Consider the following 18,398-nt stretch of genomic DNA (forward strand, 5'->3'; position numbering starts at 1 on the left):
CACGAGTTGTTGCGCATTTGGATCATTAAGTTGTCAGTTTCGGTCATTGAGCGGCCGAGAGAGTGCTCATAGTCTGTTACACATGACAGAGGGGTGCCAAAGAGTGCCCACACTTTTCCGTGATTGATCGTTGTGGAGTTACCGATGACCGCCGCTCATTACCCGCACCTGCTGGCCCCGCTGGACCTGGGTTTTACTACACTGCGCAATCGCACCCTGATGGGTTCGATGCACACCGGTCTTGAGGAAAAACCCGGCGGCTTCGAGCGCATGGCGGCGTACTTTGCCGAGCGCGCCCGTGGCGGCGTTGGCCTGATGGTCACTGGCGGTATCGGTCCGAACGACGAAGGCGGTGTGTATTCCGGCGCGGCCAAGCTGACCACTGAGGAAGAAGCGCTCAAGCACCAGATCGTGACCCGTGCGGTGCACGAGGCGGGCGGCAAGATCTGCATGCAGATTCTTCATGCCGGTCGTTATGCCTACAGCCCGAAACAAGTTGCGCCGAGCGCCATTCAGGCGCCGATCAACCCGTTCAAGCCCAAGGAACTGGATGAAGAGGGCATCGAAAAGCAGATCAGCGATTTCGTGACCTGTTCGACCCTGGCGCAAACCGCCGAGTACGACGGCGTCGAGATCATGGGTTCCGAAGGTTATTTCATTAACCAGTTCCTCGCGGCCCACACCAACCACCGCACCGACCGTTGGGGCGGCAGCTACGAAAACCGCATGCGCCTGCCGGTGGAAATCGTGCGCCGTGTGCGCGAAGCCGTGGGCCCGAACTTCATCATCATCTTCCGTCTGTCGATGCTCGATCTGGTGGAAGGCGGCAGCACCTGGGAAGAAATCGTGATGCTGGCCAAAGCCATCGAGCAGGCCGGTGCGACCCTTATCAACACCGGCATCGGCTGGCACGAAGCACGGATCCCGACCATCGCCACCAAAGTGCCGCGCGGGGCGTTCAGCAAAGTCACCGCGAAACTGCGGGGTTCGGTGAACATTCCGCTGATCACCACCAACCGCATCAACACCCCGGAAGTGGCCGAGCAGATCCTGGCCGAGGGCGATGCCGACATGGTGTCGATGGCGCGGCCGTTCCTCGCCGACGCGGATTTCGTCAACAAGGCCGCCGCCGGGCGTGCCGATGAAATCAACACCTGCATCGGTTGCAACCAGGCCTGCCTCGATCACACGTTCGGTGGCAAGTTGACCACGTGCCTGGTCAACCCGCGTGCCTGCCATGAAACCGAGCTCAATTACCTGCCGGTGCAGCAGATCAAGAAAATTGCCGTGGTCGGTGCCGGCCCGGCCGGTTTGTCGGCGGCGACGGTGGCGGCCGAGCGTGGCCATCAAGTGACACTGTTTGATTCGGCCAGTGAAATCGGTGGCCAGTTCAACGTCGCCAAGCGTGTGCCGGGCAAGGAAGAGTTCTTTGAAACCCTGCGCTACTTCAACCGCAAGTTGCAGACCACCAACGTCGAGCTGTGCCTGAATACGCGCGTCGATGTGGCGAAACTGGTTGAGGGCGGTTATGACGAGATCATCCTCGCCACCGGTATCGCGCCGCGTACTCCGGCGATCCCGGGTGTCGAAAACGCCAAAGTGCTGAGCTACCTGGACGTGATCCTGGAGCGCAAACCTGTGGGTAAACGCGTCGCCGTGATTGGCGCGGGTGGTATCGGTTTTGACGTGTCGGAATTCCTCGTGCATCAAGGTGTGGCCACCAGCCTGGACCGCGAAGCGTTCTGGAAAGAGTGGGGCATTGACACGCATCTGGAAGCGCGCGGCGGTGTGGCCGGGATCAAGGCTGAACCGCATGCTCCGGCGCGTGAGGTGTTCCTGCTGCAACGCAAGAAATCCAAGGTCGGCGACGGCCTCGGCAAGACCACCGGCTGGATCCACCGCACCGGTCTGAAGAACAAGCAGGTGCAGATGCTCAACAGCGTCGAATACCTGAAGATTGACGACGAAGGCTTGCACATCCGCATCGGCGAAACCGGCGAGCCGCAAGTGCTGGCGGTGGACAACATCGTGATTTGCGCCGGTCAGGATCCGCTGCGCGAGTTGCAGGACGGGCTGGTGGCGGCGGGGCAGAATGTGCATTTGATCGGTGGCGCGGATGTCGCGGCGGAGCTGGACGCGAAGCGGGCGATCAACCAGGGATCGCGGTTGGCTGCTGAGCTTTAACAGCAGGTCCAGCCTGCCAATGGCCATCGCGGGCAAGCCCGCTCCCACAGATTCCTTGCCGTTCACGGGTTTTTTGACCGACATAAAATCCCTGTGGGAGCGGGCTTGCCCGCGAAGGCGTCCTGTTCGCTGCTAATATGCTGGCTCCTTACCCCGAGCCGGCATCGATGCTTTCCCCTTCCAGTGACTGGCTCCCCCCAGCCCCCCTCGAACCCCTTCACCTGGATTGGCTCTCCCAATCCGGCATCGAAGTCGCGATCCTGCGCCTGGACCGGATCGACCCGCTGATCAGCGGCAACAAGTGGTTCAAGCTCATCGAACACCTCAAAGCCGCTGACCTCGCCAATGCCAAAGGCATCATCAGCCTGGGCGGTGCTCACTCCAACCATCTCCACGCACTGGCGGCCGCCGGCAAACGCTTCGGTTTTGCCACGGTCGGGTTGCTGCGCGGTCATCCGCAACAAACCCCCACCGTGGAGGATTTGCAGGCGTTTGGCATGCAGTTGCACTGGCTGGGTTATGGCGGTTATCGCGCGCGGCACGAGGCGGGTTTCTGGCAGCCATGGCAGGCGCAGTATCCCGATCTGCATCCGGTCCCGGAAGGGGGCGGCGGTTTACCGGGTGCGAAGGGCTGCCTGCAACTGCGGCCCATGGTCCGCGAACAACTGCACGATCTGGGCTGGAGCGATTACGACGGCTGGTGGCTGGCGTGCGGAACCGGGACCACACTGGCCGGCCTGGTGCTGGCCGAGGCAGGGGATCATCCGGTGTACGGCGCGTTGGCGGTGCCCGACGATCATGGCGTAGCGCAGCAGGTCGAGTCGATTGTGCTCGAGGCGGGTGTGCAGAATCCGGCTTACGAACTGTTCGACGCCAGCCGTGGCGGATTCGCCAAGGTCGATCCACTGCTACTCGACTTCATCGAGCAGACCGAACAAGCCAGCGGCCTTCCACTCGAGCCGCTGTACACCGGCAAAGCGCTGCTGGCGCTCAAACAGCATGTTGAAGCCGGGCGCTTCGCACAGGGTACGCGTCTGATTTTCATCCACACCGGCGGCCTGCAAGGCCGCCGCGGATTTCGATAAAAGACGTCTAGCCGCGCTTGGGCATCATCCGCAGCAGGGTGTTATCGCGCACCACATAGTGGTGATAAATCCCCGCGACCGCGTGCAGGCCGATCAGCCAGTAGCCGATGGTGCCGCCCAGCACGTGCCAGCCTTCCATTTGTTTGCCCAGCGGTTTGTCTTCCGCGATCAGCAACGGCAAGTCGAAGCCGTAGAACATCACCTGATGCCCCTTGGCGCTGGTGACCAGCCAGCCAAGAATCGGCATGGCGATCATGAACAGGTACAGCGCCCAGTGCATCAGCCTGGCCAGCACCGTCTGCCAGTGCGGTGAAGCCGGGAAGATCTGCGGTGCCGGGCCGAGGCTGCGGGCGAACAGGCGCAACCACACCAGAACAAACACCGTCAGCCCGAGCATGAAGTGCGATTCGGTGATCAGCGTGCGTCCGCCACTGCCTTTGGGAAAGATCCCGCGAAATTCAATGCAGGCGTAAACCAGCGCCAGCAAAACCAGCATTAACCAGTGCAGCGTGATCGACACGGTGCTGTAGCGTGAGTCGGAATTCTTCCAGGGCATACAGTGTTCCTCACAGGTCGGGTCAAGCCACCGTTCTTGGCCGACGGTGTGCGTTAACTGTAATCCTGTTTCGCCGTGTTTGCCCGAGGCGAGTAGAGGTTCACTGCTCTAGATCAGGTGATTGAGAAAAAAACGCCGCTTTCCCTTGCAGGGGAGAGCGGCGCTTTGAGGTGGATCAGCTGGCCTGCGGCATTTCACCCTTGGCCAGGCGCTGATTGATGTCAGCGATCACGGCCGGCAAATCAGTAATGGTGTCGATCATGTAGTGTGGGCGCGAGCTTTCGAACAGCGCGTGGATGCGCTTGCGTTCACTGTCGAGTTGCTCGCTGTCGAGGGCGCGATAACCTTCGTAGTCCAGACCCAGCGCGTTGCCCGAGCAGATCAGTGCCACGGTCCACATGCCGGCCCGACGTCCCTCGAGAATACCCGGCACGGTGTCGTCGATCTTCACGCACGCGGCGACATCGTCGATGCCCAGGGCGATCACGTTGGCCAGCGCCTGAGCCGGCCATGGGCGGCCGTTGGGCACTTCATCAGTGGCGACCACATGATCGGCGACGTAGCCGTTGGTGGCCGCGAGCTCGACCACTTTGTCCATGACCTGTTTCGGATAGCCGGAGCAGGAACCGATCTTGATCCCTTGCTGACGCAGGTTGGCGATGGTGTCCAGCGCGCCGGGGATCAGCGCCGAGTGCTCGGCGATTTTCTCGATCTGCAGCGGCATGAAGCGCTTGTAGATGGCGGTAACGTCATCATCGGTCGGCGTGCGGCCGAAGGCCTTGCGATAGCGCTCGGCGACGGCCGGCTGATCGCACAGGGTGCGAATGTGGTCCCACTTGCCCATGCCCATCGGCCCGCGGGCTTCTTCGATGGAGACCTGGACGTCGAACTCGGCGAAGGCTTCGACAAAAATCTGCGTCGGGGCGAAGGAGCCGAAATCGACCACGGTGCCGGCCCAATCGAGGATAGCGGCCTGGAGTCTGGTTGGATTGGTGTAGTTCATGGTGATTTAATTCCTGTAATAACTGAATGTTGGAGAGCCGCTTATTTGTGGGAGCGAGCTTGCTCGCGATGCCGGTCTTTCATTCAACATTGATGTCGACTGAGCAGGCCTCATCGCGAGCAAGCTCGCTCCCACAGGGGGATGGGGGTGTGGGTTAGATCTCCAGGACTTCCATCTCGCGTAGCACGTCGGCGATTGCCGCCACGGCGGCGTGCATCTCGGCTTGGTTGACGTGGCCGATACAGCCGACGCGGAAGGTCTCGACCTGGGTCAACTTGCCGGGGTAGAGAATGAAACCCTTGGCCTTGACCCGTTCGTAGAATTCCTTGAACTGGTAGCGCGGATCCTTCGGCGCGTGGAAGGTGACGATGATCGGTGCCTGAATCGCGGCGGGCAGGAAGCTGCGCAAACCGAGTTTGGCCATGTCGTCGAGCAGTACGTTGCAGTTGTCGGCGTACCGTTGATGCCGCGCCGGCAAGCCCCCTTCTTCGTTATATTGCAGCAAGGCTTCATGCAGCGCCGCGACCACGTGGGTCGGCGGGGTGAAGCGCCACTGCCCGGTCTTGGCCATGTAGCTGTGCTGGTCGAAAAGGTCCATCGCCAGCGAGTGCGAATTGCCGGCGGCAGTCGCCAGCGATTCTTTGCGAGCGAAGACGAAACCCATCCCCGGCACACCTTCCAGGCATTTGCCTGAGGCGGCAATCAGCGCATCGAAAGGCACTTGTTGCGCATCCACCGGCAACGCACCGAAGGAACTCATGGCGTCGATGATCAGGCGTTTGCCGTGTTGCGCAATGACCTGGGCGATCTCCGGCAGCGGGTTGAGAATGCCGGTGCTGGTTTCGCAATGGATCAATGCGACGTGGGTGATGCTCGCGTCGGCTTGCAGCAGGCGGTCAACATCGGCGGCGGTGGTCGGTTCGTCTTCGGCGGTCTCAAAGGTGCTGAAGGCGCGGCCGAGCACTTCGCAGATTTTCGCCAGGCGCTTGCCGTAGGCGCCATTGATCAGCACCAGAATCTTGCCGTCACGCGGCACCAGTGTGCCGATGGCCGCTTCCACCGCGAAGGTGCCGCTGCCTTGCAGGGGCACGCAGTGGTGAGTGGCAGCGCCGTTGATGATCGCCAGCAATTGCTCGCAGAGGCTGGCAGTCAGTTGGTTGAAGCGGTCATCCCATGAACCCCAGTCGACCATCATTGCCTGACGGGTGCGGGCCGAAGTCGTCAACGGGCCGGGGGTGAGCAGGATGGGTTCGGCAGTACTCATTCGCGTGTCCTCGCAATCGATGGGATGAAGCTACGGGGCTTAAATTGCAATTTGCCGTGCTATCAATCAAATTGTTTGTTGTTATGCCAGCCATCAGTGAGGGTTATTCATGAACCTGTTCCAGCTCCGCGCCTTCGATGCGGTGGCCCGCGAGGGCAGCTTCACCCGTGCCGCCGCGCGGCTGTTCATCAGCCAGCCGGCGGTCACCGGGCACATCAAGGCATTGGAGGAGCACTACCAGATCACCTTGCTGCGGCGCACCGCGCGTCGGGTCGAACTGACCGAGGAGGGCACCAAACTCGCCGCGATCACGCGGGCGATGTTTGGTCTGGCGGAAGAAGCGCAGGTGATGCTCGAGGCCAATCGGCAATTGCTCACTGGGCGACTGGAAGTGGCGGCGGACGGGCCGCACATGGTCATGCCGATGCTCGCCAGTTTGCGCGCGCGCTATCCGGGGATCACCGTGAACCTGCGCCTGGGCAATGCACAGGAAACCCTCGCGGCGCTGTTGTCCGAGCATGCCGATGTGGCGGTGCTGACCGAGGTCGAACCGCGCAAGGGTTTGCATTTGCAGGCCTTGAGCGAGTCGCGGATTTGCGCGCTGGTGCCGGAGGGTCATCCGTGGGCGCACCGATCTAAGGGGGTGCCTTTAAAAGAGCTGGATCAAGTGATCATGGTGTTGCGCGAACCGAGCTCGATTACCCGGCGCACGTTTGATCAGGCGTGTATTCAGGCGAAGGTGAGTCCGCGGGTGTTGCTCGAACTGGACAGTCGTGAGGCGGTGACCGAGGCCGTGGCGGCAGAGTTGGGCGTGGGGGTGGTGTCATCGGTAGAGGTCAGCCATGACCCGCGAGTGGCGGCGGTGCCGATTATTGGCGAGGGGCTGGTGAACCGGCACATGATCGGTTGCATGGAGCGGCGGCGGGATTTGCGCTTGATCCAGGCGTTTTTTGATTTGGCGCCGTAGGAGCTGCCGAAGGCTGCGATCTTTTGATCTTCGCCTTTAAAAGCAACATCAAAAGATCGCAGCCTTCGGCAGCTCCTACAGGAGACCGGGCGTTCAGTCCAGGCTCTCGCGCACCATCTCCAGAAACGTCGCCACCACCCGCCGTGAACTCTGTTCGCGCAAGCACACCAGCGTCTCTGTCAGCCGTCGTGTGCAGTCGGTAATCGGCAACGCGCACACCCGCGAATCCGCGCCGAATTCAGCGGCCGACACTACCCCCACCCCGATCCCCACCACCACCGCTTCGCGCGCCGCTTCCCGGCCTTCGACCTGAATCGCCGGACGAATGCGGAACCCGGCCCCGGCCATTTCCTCTTCCAGGGTCTGGCGCGTCACCGAGCCGATTTCCCGCAGCACCAGCGGCGTGTCGTCGAGGTCTGCCAGGCAGATTGATTCGCGGTCCGCCCAGGGATGATTGCGCGAAACGAACGCCACCATCGGGTCGTTGCGCAGCGGCAACGAGATCAAGCGTTCATCGCTGACTTCGCGCCCGAGCAACGCCAGATCAGCCTGATAGTTGAACAATCGAAACAGCGATTCATCGGTGTTGCCGGTTTCAATTTTCACGCTGATGCCGGGGTAGCGCTCGCAGAACCGCGCGATTTGCGGCAACACATGCACCGGCGCATCGACCGCGAGAATCAGGCTGCCAGTCTGCAAGGCCCGCGAGTCGTGCAGCAGTTCCTGTGCCTCGGCCTCAATCACGAACAATCGCTGTGTAATGCTGAGCAGGCGTTCGCCCAGATCGGTCAGGCGCACCGAGCGTTTATTGCGGTGGAACAGCAGCACGCCGAAGCGCTCTTCGAGTTTGCGCACTTGGTCGGAAATCGCCGGTTGCGTGAGAAAAAGCCGCTCGGCGGCTTTGGTAAAACTTCCGTGAACGGCCACGGCGTGGAAGGCTTTGAGCTGGGCGTGGGAAACCGACATCGAAACCTCCAGTAACAAGCTGGGCTTATATTGGAAATACGATAAATCGATTTCACTTATTAATCAGTAATTGTTTTTATCGGCCTCAGCCCCGGTGACTGGTCAGTCGAACAGCGTCGGTGGCCATGAGCCTGTGCGTGCAACAGCAGGACTCATCTGACCGGTATCGCCTCAGGGAAGCAGCGGTATCGAAGTGCTCAACAATAAAAACACAGGCGTTATTTCTCAATTTCTGCCGGCACACTCACACCCTGAGGTCAGAACCACAATGAACAAGCACATCGGCACCATCAAGCGTTGGCGCGTGCAGATCTTCGCGATCACCTGGCTCGCCTACGCCGCTTTCTACTTTACCCGCAAAGCGTTTTCCGTGGCCAAACTGGGGATCGGTGAAGACCCCTCGTTCATGCTCGACAAGATGACCATGGCCAACCTCGACGCCATCTACCTCGCGGCCTACGCCGTCGGACAATTCACCTGGGGCATCCTCGCCGACCGCTATGGCCCCAGAGTCGTGGTATTTGGCGGGTTGCTGATTTCCGCAGCGGCGGCGCTGGTCATGGGCAGTTTTGCGACGCTGCCGATTTTCGCCACGTGCATGCTGATTCAGGGGTTGGCCCAGTCCACCGGCTGGTCGGGGCTGTGCAAAAACCTCGGCAGTTTCTTCCCATCCGAACAGCGCGGGCGGGTGCTCGGGCTCTGGAGTTCCTGCTATGCCTTTGGCGGGCTCGTGGCTTCGCCGTTTGCCGGTTGGTGGGCGTACACGCTCATCGGTTCCTGGCACGCGGCGTTCATTTCCAGTGCGGCAGTGGTTGGGCTGGTCGCCGTGCTGTTTTTTATTTTCCAGCGCAACAAACCGGAAGATGTGGGCCTGCCAGCGGTGGAGCCGGAGCCTGAGCTGACCGCTGAAGAGGCGCACGCTCAAAGCAAGATCAGTGTGCTGGAGCCGCTGAAGGAAATCCTGCGTAACCGCACCGTGCTGGTGCTCGGCCTCGCGTACTTTCTGCTGAAGCCGGCACGCTACGCGATCCTGTTGTGGGGCCCGGTGATCGTATTCGAAAAGATGCCTTCCGTGGGCAAGGTCGGTGCGGCAATTATCCCGACCGCTTTTGAACTGGCCGGGTTGCTCGGGCCGATCCTGCTTGGGCTGGCATCGGACAAGCTGTTTGGCGCCCGACGCATGCCGGGCTGCGTGATCAGCCTGCTGGCGCTGACTGTTTCGCTGGCGTTGTTCATGGGCGCCCTGAACACCGGCAGTGTGACGCTGGTGGTGGCGCTGTTGTTCTTCATGGGCCTGACCCTGTACGGACCCGATTCGATGATCAGCGGCGCCGCAGCGATTGATTTCGGCACCGCCAAGGCCGGCGCCACCTCGGCCGGCTTCGTCAACGGCTGCGGTTCGGTCGGGGCGATTCTCGGCGGTCTGCTGCCGGGCTACTTCGACTCGGTCACCGTGTTCATTATCTTCGCCGGCTGTGCCTTGTTTTCGGCGCTGGTGCTGATCCCCTACTGGAACAGTCGCCCGGCGGGCCTGCGGGCCAAAAGTGCATTCGTGCCGAACCGGCCGATGAGCGTCAAACCCCTGCGTACCTGAGGAAATACCGATGAGACCTTTCTGGCTGGAACAGGCGCTGGCGGCCGAATCCTGCGCGCCGTGCGAACCTTTAGCCGCGGACACCCGCGCCGATGTCTGCATCGTCGGCGGTGGCTACACCGGGTTGTGGACCGCGATCATGCTCAAGGAACAAAACCCGGAACTGGATGTGCTGCTGATTGAAGCCGACATCTGCGGGGCTGGCGCCAGTGGCCGCAACGGCGGTTGTGCGCTGTCGTGGTCGGCCAAATATTTCACCCTGCAAAGGTTGTTCGGCGTGGAAGAGGCGGTGCGACTGGTCAAGGAGTCCGAGCGCAGTATTTATGCGATCGGCACCTTCTGCGAACAGTACGGCGTGGACGCCGATTACCGCCTCGACGGCACGCTCTACACTGCGACCAACCGCGCGCAATGCGGTTCGACCGACGCGGTGATCGCGGCGCTTGAACGCAACGGCATCAACTCCTTCACCCAGCGGCCGGTCGCGGATGTGCAGCGCATGGCCGGCTCCACCAGACACCTGGAAGGCTGGTTTTCGCCGGCCGCCGCCAGCGTGCAGCCGGGCAAACTGGTGCGCGGCTTGCGTCAGGTCGCCTTGCAACTCGGGGTGAGAATTCATGAAAACACCGCGATGACCGGGTTGGAGGAAGGCAAGCCAGCGACGATTCACACGCCGCACGGCAGCGTCCGTGCGGATCGGGTGGTGCTGGCCATGAACGCATGGATGGCCCGCGCGTTCCCGCAGTTCGAACGCAGCGTGGCGATTGTCTCCAGCGACATGCTGATCACCGAACCACGGCCGGATTTGCTCGAAGACATCGGTTTGACCAGCGGTGTCACGGTGCTCGATTCGCGGATTTTCGTGCACTACTACCACAACACTCCCGACGGCCGAATCATGCTCGGCAAGGGCGGCAACACGTTCGCTTACGGCGGGCGGATGTTGCCGGTGTTCGATCAACCCTCGCCCTATGCCGGGCTGTTGCAACACAGCCTCGCTGATTTTTTTCCGGCGTTTGCCGAGATCAAGGTCGAGGCGACCTGGAACGGACCGTCGGATCGCTCGGTCACCGGTTTACCGTTCTTCGGCCAGATGAGTGGCCACGGCAATGTGTTTTACGGTTTCGGCTACTCCGGCAGCGGGGTCGGGCCGTGCCACATGGGCGGGCAGATTCTTGCCTCAATGGTGCAGGGGCTGGACAACGTGTGGACGCGCTCGCCGCTGGTCAACGGTCCATTGGGCTTTTTTCCGCCGGAGCCGATTCGATACCTGGGCTCGTTGATGGTGCGCAACGCCATCCGCCGCAAGGAACGCGCCGAGGATCGCGGGCACCGGCCACGGCATCTGGATGTGCGCCTGGCGAAGTTCGCGGCGGCGGCAGGCAAGGCCGACAAGGGTTGATCAGACCTGGCGGTTGATCAGCCAGTCAAACAACAGGCGGTCGTCGCCACGGGGCTGTGGGCGGGGGCGGGGCGGGGGCGGATTGCTCGCAGCGGCGCATAACACCGGACGGTCCGGATCGCTGTCGAGGAAACTGACGAGCACCTCGGTTCCGGCCACCGGCAACCTGGAAGGATCAACCCGGCTGTGCGGCGAAGTAACAGCGACAGGCAGCCACAAACCGCTGGACTGATCGTTATCGGACGCCGGCGTCGGCCACAGCCTGACGAGTATCCGGCCTTGCTCGTCCAGCGCTGCCGGTGCACCGACTGGGCCGAGCACTCGCGCCTTCTGGTAGCCCGGAATGCCGGGCCGGGCCTGTGTCAGTGCGGGCCGGAACACCGTTGACCACGGGATGGCGGTAAACCGATTGCTGTAACGCCGGGCGGGGTCGGGCGTGTCCGGGGCGAGTATCGAGGGCTGCTGGCCTTGATGGCGGACCTCGGTCAGCAACCACTGATCGTTGAAGCTCGACAACGGATGTTCCGACACCTGCACGATGCGTCCGCTGCGCAATTCGCTGTGATTGCTTTGACCTTGTATCTGTCGATGCCGGCAGCGCAGCCGCTCCAGAGTGCGGCGACTGAGCTGGTCGCGCTCGAGGGGTTGCGCTGCGGGGCGCTCGGAGAGCGGGGACGCGGTGTGACGCTGGAACAGTTCACTGATCACCGGCGCGTTTGCCGTGTGTGGCGCATCGGCATCCACCGACATCAGCAACGGCTCCACGGGAAAACTCAGGCTGTCATCCGCCAGCACCAGCACGTGGCGTTCGCGTTGGTGTTCGAAGTGATAGTGGATGCCTTCTTCTTCGCAGAGCCGTTGAAAAAATGCCAGGTCAGTCTCATCGAACTGAATGCAGAACGGCCTGACGGGATAGCGGCCGTTGGGCAGTTCGAAACGATAGCTGTCTTCAGGCAACGCATTTTCCGCGAGCAACTGTTGCAGGATCGCCGGCACGGCGAGGTGGTGGAACACCCGGCGCGTGCGCTGGCGGTCGAGGTTTTGTAGCCAGGGCACCAGCACCAGGTGGTAGCCGACCCGGTGCTGGCCGCGATGTTCGCGACTGGCGCTGTGGACGATGCCGTGGACACCCTGGCCATTCGTGAGGTTGAGAAATACCGGCTGTTGGAGCACATGATCGAGGTTGATGGCCGGTGCCAGGCCGATCACGTCGAGATCGAATCGATACGGCTGGTTGAGGGCTTCACGGCCGCTGAGCTGCAGTATCTGCAAACTCAAATCACTGTCCAGCAGTGTCAGGGTGAAAGGACTTTCCTTGTCGTTATGCATCGATCGCGCTTCTGCCATGGGAATGGGCAGAGAGGGTACGAAACCGCGGCCCTTTATAGTCACCTTCAATTGATGTTTCAGAATCGCCCTACAACTACCGTTGAAGATGTCGATCCGGCAGGTTGGAATTTTTGGTCGATTGCCAACTTTAGGCCGTATAAACTTGCACAAAGCGCCGGCCAATAGATGTCTCGGCGCCACAGACAAGAGAGTGAGTAATGGGCGCACAGTGGAAGGTTAAACACAAAGAAGCGGCGTCTAACGCCAAGGGCAAGATCTTCGGCAAGCTGGTGAAGGAAATCACCATCGCTGCGCGCAACGGTGCCGATGTCTCGACCAACGCCCACCTGCGTCTGGTGGTTGAGCAGGCGAAAAAGGCGTCCATGCCCCGCGAAACCCTGGAACGTGCGATCAAGAAAGGCTCCGGCCAGCTCGGCGAAACCGTGCAATACCATCGCGTGACGTATGAAGGGTTCGCACCGCACCAGGTGCCGCTGATCGTCGAATGCGTGACCGATAACATCAACCGGACTGTTGCGGAAATCCGTGTGGCGTTTCGCAAGGGCCAGTTGGGTGCTTCCGGTTCCGTCGCCTGGGACTTTGACCATGTGGGCATGATCGAGGCATCCCCGGACAGCCCGGATGCCGACCCGGAAATGGCCGCTATCGAAGCTGGCGCGCAGGATTTCGAGGCGGGCGAAGAAGGCGCGACTTTGTTCATCACCGAAGCGAGCGACCTCGACTCGGTGCAGAAAGCCTTGCCGGAGCAGGGTTTCACCGTGTTGTCGGCAAAGCTCGGCTACAAACCGAAAAACCCGGTCAGCGGCCTGAGCGATGAGCAAATGGCCGAAGTCGAAGCGTTCCTTGAAGGCCTCGATAACCATGATGACGTGCAGGACATGTTTGTCGGGTTGGCTGGCTGATTTGTTTTTGCAGTGATAGCGCCTTCGCGAGCAGGCTCGCTCCCACAGGAATGTGTGGTGGGCAGTGACGCCAATCCTGTGGGAGCGTGGCTTGCCCGCGAGGCGGTGGTTCAGTCAACAACGCTGGCGGCTGTCATCGACCTCCACCAACTGCCCCAACCGGCTGCGAGTGCGCGCCAGATCGATGGCATCTGCGCCCAGGCTTTCGCGCAGGGACCTGTGCCCCAGCAGTGTCAGGTGCTTGTCCTGATCGTACAAAACATCGACCAGATTGATGAAGCGCTGCTGCGCGGCAATTGAGCAGTCGGCGAGGTTGGGCAACTGGTCGATGATCCAGTGATCGAAACGCCGGCACAATTCCAGGTAATCCATGACGGCAGTGGGCTGGTCGCACAGATCGGCGAACGTGAAGCCGATGGTTCGTCCTTCGCAGTAGCGGGCTGCAAGATGCCGGGTGCCCACGGGCACGGCAAGGGCCGGCGCGTCGGGTTCTGGCAGGTTCAAGGCCTGACGCTGTGACACCGTGGCAGGCCAGATGTAGTGACCCTGGGTAAACAGTTGGTGAGTATGGGCTCTGGCCTGGCTGCGGTAATCGTGCGGGCCGCCGACCTCCATGACTTGCATTCGCGCGTTGATCAGGTCGATCACCGGTTTGAAACGGGCGTGATAGAGCGGATTCGGCAGCAAACCTTCAGGTGGGTAATTCGACGTCACCAGCAGCAGGATGCCGCGGCGGAACAGAGCCTTGAACAGGCGCGAAATGAGCATTGCGTCGCCAATGTCGTGGACGTGAAACTCGTCGAAACACAGCACCCGGCAATCGCCCAGCAACTCATCCAGGGTGGTCGCCAGCGCATCGGGGTGTTCGCGATGACTGAACATGCCTTGATGCAGTCGGGCAAAGAACTCATGAAAGTGCAGGCGCTGTTTCTCCCCGATCGGCAGTGCCTGGAAAAATCCGTCGAGCAACCAGCTCTTGCCCCGACCTACAGCGCCGTGCAGGTAAAGACCGGGCAGTGGTTTGCCCGAGGTGCCGAGCAGCGCCGTCGCGTGTTGCGCCATGCAGTCGATCACACGTTGCTGGCTGTGGCTGAGGGTATACCCCTGGGAATGCGCCTTGTGGCGGAAGTAGTCGTGCACCAGCCGTCCTGTGGCGCAATGACTGGCGGAAGCGCTCGACGCCTTGGCAAAGAGGCGACGCAGAGCAGCCCAGCGTGGTGCAAATCGCGAACGGTTGGGCGGTTGAATGGCCACTGATGTCACCCCTAATCTTCAGGCAGGCTCCCCGAGCTGCGGCGGCGTAGTGTAACCAACGGGGTAAATGTGCTTCCAGTTGTGTCGATACTGAGTGATTTTCGAGGTGGGGTTTTTGCCCTGCACAACGTTGAGTCGAAGAACCTGTGGGAGCGAGCTTGCTCGCGATGGCACTCGATCAGCCACATTATTTCGACTGACACTCCGCCATCGCGGGCAAGCCCGCTCCCACAGGGTTGTGCATTGCTTGCCTAATGGTGCCGTGTCAGCGGCCTACCGCTCAATGCTCCGGTTCCACCGCGCATTCCATGCCGGGCGCTGTTCGTTGACCTGATCCCAATCGACCGCGATCGCCGTTTCCAGGTATTTCTTCATCGCCTCGACCTGACCGCGGGTCTTGTCGGTGGTCGGGGTGTTCGGGTTGGACGGAATCTGGTCTCCATCTTCAAGGGCGGCGGCTTGCGCTTCAGGTGTCAGCAGATACGCGGCGAGTTTCTGCGCCAGTTCCGGTTGGGTGTTGTTGGCGATGGCGCACTCGGCGAGGTTGAGCACCACCGCGCCTTCCTTCGGTTGGGCGTATTCGACCGGCATGCCCTTGAGTTTCAGGGCGGTGACCTGGGTCGGCGTCAGCGGGAACAGCGCCGCTTCGTCGGTCTGGAGCATTTCGGAAATCTTCGCCGAGCTGGGAATGTACTCCAGCACGTTGCGCCCGACGGTGTTTGGCCAGGCCTTGAAACCCGGCTCGACGTCGGTTTCGCTGCCGCCCTGAATCCGGTTGAACATCAGGAAACCGTGCAGGCCGAAAGTAGACGACGCCATCGACTGGAACACCAGTTTGTCCTTGAAACGCGGGTCGGCCATGTCCATCCACGAGGTCGGCGCGCTCCAGCCTTTTTCCTTGAACAGCCGCGTGTTGTACGCCAGCCCGGTGACGCCGAGGCTGACCGCCACCGCTTGATCCTTGATTCGGCCCTTGGCCGGAATCTGCGCCAGGGTCGGGCTGTCTTCGAGCTTGTCGCACAGGCCCATGGCGATGGCGCGGTACATGATGCCGTCGTCGAGGAACATCACGTGCATCTGCGGGTTGCCTTTGCTCGCCTGGACCTTGGCCAGAATATCGGCGGAAGTGCCGGGCACGATCACCACTTTGACGTTGTTGGCTTTTTCGAACACCGGCAGCACCTTGTCGGCGTACAGCCGCTCCATGGTCCCGCCGTTCATGCCCAGATAAAGCGTCGGCTCGGCCTGAGCCTGGGTGACCGGGAGCAGGGCACCCAAGCTCGAAAAACCAAGCCATGACAAACCGAGCAGTGCAGTGCGTTTGACGTTATTCATAAGCGCGACCTTCCTCTATCAAGCAACGGAGATGGAGTGAAACCGGGTGATGGAAAACGCATCCAGCGACGTGGTTGAGGCGCCGCTGCAGATGATCTCGGTGAGCGCCTGGCCCACCGCAGGACCGAGCTGAAAACCTGCGCCGGCAAAGCCGAACGCGTGCAACAGACCGGGTTGAGTGCCACTGTGGCCGATCACCGGTTGGCGGTCGGGCAGGTAACCTTCGGTGCCGCTCCAGGTACGAATCGCCTGGGCGCCTTGAAGAAACGGGTAGAGCTCGACGGCTTGTCGCAGGATCTCGATCACCGCGTGTTGACCGGGTCGGGCGCGCGCTTCGTCGAGGGCAAACCCCTGGCCGCCGCCGAGCACGCAATTGCCGCGCGCGACCTGGCGCGCATAGATCCCGCCGCCTTCGACGCCGGTGCTGGCATTCATTACCAGCGGCAGCGGCTCGGTGACCAGCATTGCCGGGTGCCCGGCGTGCATCGGCACGGCTTCGGCGAATTGCTCGGCGAGTTTTCCCGCCCATGCACCGGCGCAGTTCAACAGCCACGGCGCCTGCAATTCGAGTCCATTTTGCGTGCTGACGCGAAAGTGCCGGCCGTCGTGTTCTACCGCGCTGACCGCGCACTGTTCATGAATCTGCGCGCCCTGTTGCCGCGCCGCCCGGGCGAATGCCGGAGACACCAGACGCGGGTTGGCGTGACCATCGTCTGGACAAAACGAGGCGCCCACGGCGACGTCGCCGACCCACGGAAAACGCGCGCGCAATTCAGCGCGATCGAGCACCTGCAAATCGAGGCCGAAATCCTGACTGCTGGCGGCGTAATCCTGCAAGGCGCGCAGGTCGTCGAGGCTGCGCGCCAGTTTCAGGTGACCGCTGCGCTGGTACTCGCCGTCGATTCCGATCAACTGCGGCAACTGCCCCCAGATTTCGTGGGCCCGTTGCGACAGCGGCAGTTGCGACAGCGGCCGACCCTGACGCCGCACGCCCCCGTAGTTCACGCCGCTGGAATGCGAACCGCAAAAGTCGCGCTCCAGTAGCGCCACGCGGCGGCCGGCCTGACTGAGAAAAAGGGCGGCGGAGGCCCCGACAATCCCGCCGCCAATGATCACTGCGTCGACCTCGATCATGGCTCGATCTCCAGACCAAACGGCAACGGTTTGATCGGTGCCTGTGCGCGCAACCGACCGATGTCAGACACGGCGCGCTGACTTTCGCAGGCAATGATTTCGGCAGCCGCCGCACCGCACATACGGCCCTGGCAGCGACCCATGCCGACCCGACAATGGGCCTTGACCCGATTGATCTCCCAATGGCCTTCGCGCACCACATTGCGGATGTCACCGGCGCGGACTTCTTCGCAGCGGCAGATCATCACGTCGTCAGGTGTAGTGGCCGCCCAGTTGTCGGGGAAGATGAACGCGCGTTCCAGGCCTTGGCGAAAGGTGTTGATGCGCCCGAGCGCCTGTTCCAATTGCGCGCCACGTTGTGGCGGGATCAGGTAACCAATGTCTTCAAGCAACGCGAGGGCGGCCCGTTCGCCGGCCATTTCCGCCGCGTCCGCGCCCATGATGCCGGCGCCGTCACCGGCCAGGTACACCTCGGGAATGCTGCTGCGACCGGCGCTGTCGCGTTGCGGCAACCAGGCACGGTTGAGCGGGTTCCAGCTGAATGTGCAGCCGAGCAGGTCGGCAAGTTGGGTTTCACTGCGCAGGCCGTGGGCGAACGCTACGGCGTCGCAATCCAGCGGATGGTCGCCGCTGGAATTTGACCAGATGAGCGACCGAACGCGCTGTCCGCCATCGATGCTTTTCAAGGTTGCGCCCTGATGCACCGGGATGCCGTGAGCGGTCAGCCAGCTGCGGTAATAAATGCCTTTGGCCAGCGTGGCCGGTTGTGACAGCAGGCCGGGGAGGGCGCGGGCCTGGGCGCTGAACGGCGAACTGTCGAGCACCGCCACGACCTTCGCACCGGCCTTGGCGTATTGATAAGCCACCAGATACAGCAACGGTCCGCTGCCGGCGAACACCACGCGTTCGCCGATGGCACAGCCCTGAAATTTCAGCGCGATCTGCGCCGCGCCGAGGCTGTAGACGCCGGGCAGCGTCCAGCCGGGCACCGGCAAAATCCGGTCGGTGGCACCCGTGGCGACAATCACCCGGGAGAACTCCAGCCGTGCGGCGTGACCTTCATGCAAGGTGTCGAGCGCGCCGTCTTCGGCGTTCCACACCAGTGTCTCTGGACGGTACTCGAGATGCTCGCGCAAAGCATCAATGGTTTGATGAAGTGCGTGGGCCTTGCGCGCCTCGAAGCCATACAGCGCGACCGCCGAGCGTTTGAAATTCGCCGGCTGACGCCGATAAATCTGCCCGCCACCGCGTGCGGCTTCGTCCAGCAGCACCGGACGAACGCCATGCGCCACCAGCGTTTGCGCCGCACGAATCCCGGCAGGGCCGGCGCCGATGATGATCACCGAACTCATCTCGCCACCCTGGTTTTCAAGATCAAAAGATCGCAGGCTTCGCCAGCTCC

15 protein-coding genes are annotated in these 18,398 nt (G+C 61.8%); 6 read left to right on the forward strand and 9 right to left on the reverse strand.

Translation table 11 applies throughout. The features are described 5' to 3' along the window. Positions 1–144: 144 nt before the first annotated feature. Entirely contained in the window at positions 145–2,184 is a 2,040-nt protein-coding gene (locus tag F8N62_RS21645; RefSeq protein WP_150712590.1) for an FAD-dependent oxidoreductase, read from the forward strand. A 167-nt stretch (positions 2,185–2,351) separates the two neighbouring features. Then, positions 2,352–3,269 (forward strand): 1-aminocyclopropane-1-carboxylate deaminase/D-cysteine desulfhydrase, encoded by a 918-nt coding sequence (locus F8N62_RS21650; protein WP_150712591.1) that lies wholly within the window; start codon positions 2,352–2,354, stop codon positions 3,267–3,269. Between the two features lie 7 nt (positions 3,270–3,276). Here F8N62_RS21650 and F8N62_RS21655 read toward each other — a convergent pair whose 3' ends face one another. The 3 genes from F8N62_RS21655 to F8N62_RS21665 form a co-directional block, all read right to left on the reverse strand. Beyond that, complete coding sequence (locus tag F8N62_RS21655; protein ID WP_150712592.1) at positions 3,277–3,825, reverse strand: cytochrome b; 549 nt, start codon at positions 3,823–3,825, stop codon at positions 3,277–3,279. A 175-nt stretch (positions 3,826–4,000) separates the two neighbouring features. Beyond that, the gene (gene phnX, locus F8N62_RS21660; protein ID WP_150712593.1) at positions 4,001–4,828 is read right to left on the reverse strand and encodes a phosphonoacetaldehyde hydrolase; all 828 of its coding nucleotides are present in this window, start codon (positions 4,826–4,828) and stop codon (positions 4,001–4,003) included. Between the two features lie 154 nt (positions 4,829–4,982). Then, positions 4,983–6,092 carry a 2-aminoethylphosphonate--pyruvate transaminase gene (locus F8N62_RS21665; protein ID WP_150712594.1) on the reverse strand — a complete coding sequence of 370 codons (1,110 nt, stop codon included), beginning with the start codon at positions 6,090–6,092 and terminating at the stop codon, positions 4,983–4,985. A 109-nt stretch (positions 6,093–6,201) separates the two neighbouring features. Here F8N62_RS21665 and F8N62_RS21670 point away from each other — a divergent pair, with 109 nt between their 5' ends. Beyond that, on the forward strand, positions 6,202–7,059 hold the full coding sequence (locus F8N62_RS21670) for a LysR substrate-binding domain-containing protein (protein WP_150712595.1): 858 nt from the start codon (positions 6,202–6,204) through the stop codon (positions 7,057–7,059). 93 nt (positions 7,060–7,152) lie between these two features. On the opposite strand, the gene F8N62_RS21675 is transcribed toward F8N62_RS21670, so the two are convergent. After that, positions 7,153–8,025: a LysR family transcriptional regulator gene (locus tag F8N62_RS21675; RefSeq protein WP_150712596.1), complete on the reverse strand. Its 873-nt coding sequence runs from the start codon at positions 8,023–8,025 to the stop codon at positions 7,153–7,155. 268 nt (positions 8,026–8,293) lie between these two features. On the opposite strand from F8N62_RS21675, the gene F8N62_RS21680 reads away from it, so the two are divergent. Then, positions 8,294–9,619: an MFS transporter gene (locus tag F8N62_RS21680; RefSeq protein ID WP_150712597.1), complete on the forward strand. Its 1,326-nt coding sequence runs from the start codon at positions 8,294–8,296 to the stop codon at positions 9,617–9,619. Positions 9,620–9,623: 4 nt separating this feature from the next. Next, positions 9,624–11,021: an FAD-dependent oxidoreductase gene (locus F8N62_RS21685; protein ID WP_191632421.1), complete on the forward strand. Its 1,398-nt coding sequence runs from the start codon at positions 9,624–9,626 to the stop codon at positions 11,019–11,021. Here the strand turns inward: F8N62_RS21685 and F8N62_RS21690 are convergent, their stop codons facing one another. Beyond that, positions 11,022–12,350 (reverse strand): type VI secretion system Vgr family protein, encoded by a 1,329-nt coding sequence (locus tag F8N62_RS21690; protein WP_150712599.1) that lies wholly within the window; start codon positions 12,348–12,350, stop codon positions 11,022–11,024. A gap of 218 nt (positions 12,351–12,568) precedes the next feature. Here F8N62_RS21690 and F8N62_RS21695 point away from each other — a divergent pair, with 218 nt between their 5' ends. Then, entirely contained in the window at positions 12,569–13,273 is a 705-nt protein-coding gene (locus F8N62_RS21695; protein WP_150712600.1) for a YebC/PmpR family DNA-binding transcriptional regulator, read from the forward strand. Positions 13,274–13,387: 114 nt separating this feature from the next. Here the strand turns inward: F8N62_RS21695 and zapE are convergent, their stop codons facing one another. The 4 genes from zapE to F8N62_RS21715 form a co-directional block, all read right to left on the reverse strand. Continuing rightward, positions 13,388–14,527 carry a cell division protein ZapE gene (zapE, locus tag F8N62_RS21700; protein WP_150712601.1) on the reverse strand — a complete coding sequence of 380 codons (1,140 nt, stop codon included), beginning with the start codon at positions 14,525–14,527 and terminating at the stop codon, positions 13,388–13,390. A gap of 273 nt (positions 14,528–14,800) precedes the next feature. Beyond that, positions 14,801–15,862: an ABC transporter substrate-binding protein gene (locus F8N62_RS21705; protein ID WP_150712602.1), complete on the reverse strand. Its 1,062-nt coding sequence runs from the start codon at positions 15,860–15,862 to the stop codon at positions 14,801–14,803. Positions 15,863–15,880: 18 nt separating this feature from the next. Then, positions 15,881–16,996, reverse strand: coding sequence for an NAD(P)/FAD-dependent oxidoreductase (locus F8N62_RS21710; protein WP_150712603.1), 1,116 nt, complete (start codon positions 16,994–16,996; stop codon positions 15,881–15,883). Then, positions 16,993–18,348, reverse strand: a complete 1,356-nt coding sequence (locus F8N62_RS21715) for an NAD(P)/FAD-dependent oxidoreductase (protein WP_150712604.1) — start codon at positions 18,346–18,348, stop codon at positions 16,993–16,995. Before F8N62_RS21715 ends, F8N62_RS21710 begins: the two co-directional genes overlap by 4 nt. Positions 18,349–18,398: the final 50 nt, after the last annotated feature.

The organism is Pseudomonas fluorescens, from assembly GCF_902497785.1.
GTDB lineage: Bacteria > Pseudomonadota > Gammaproteobacteria > Pseudomonadales > Pseudomonadaceae > Aquipseudomonas > Aquipseudomonas fluorescens_BO.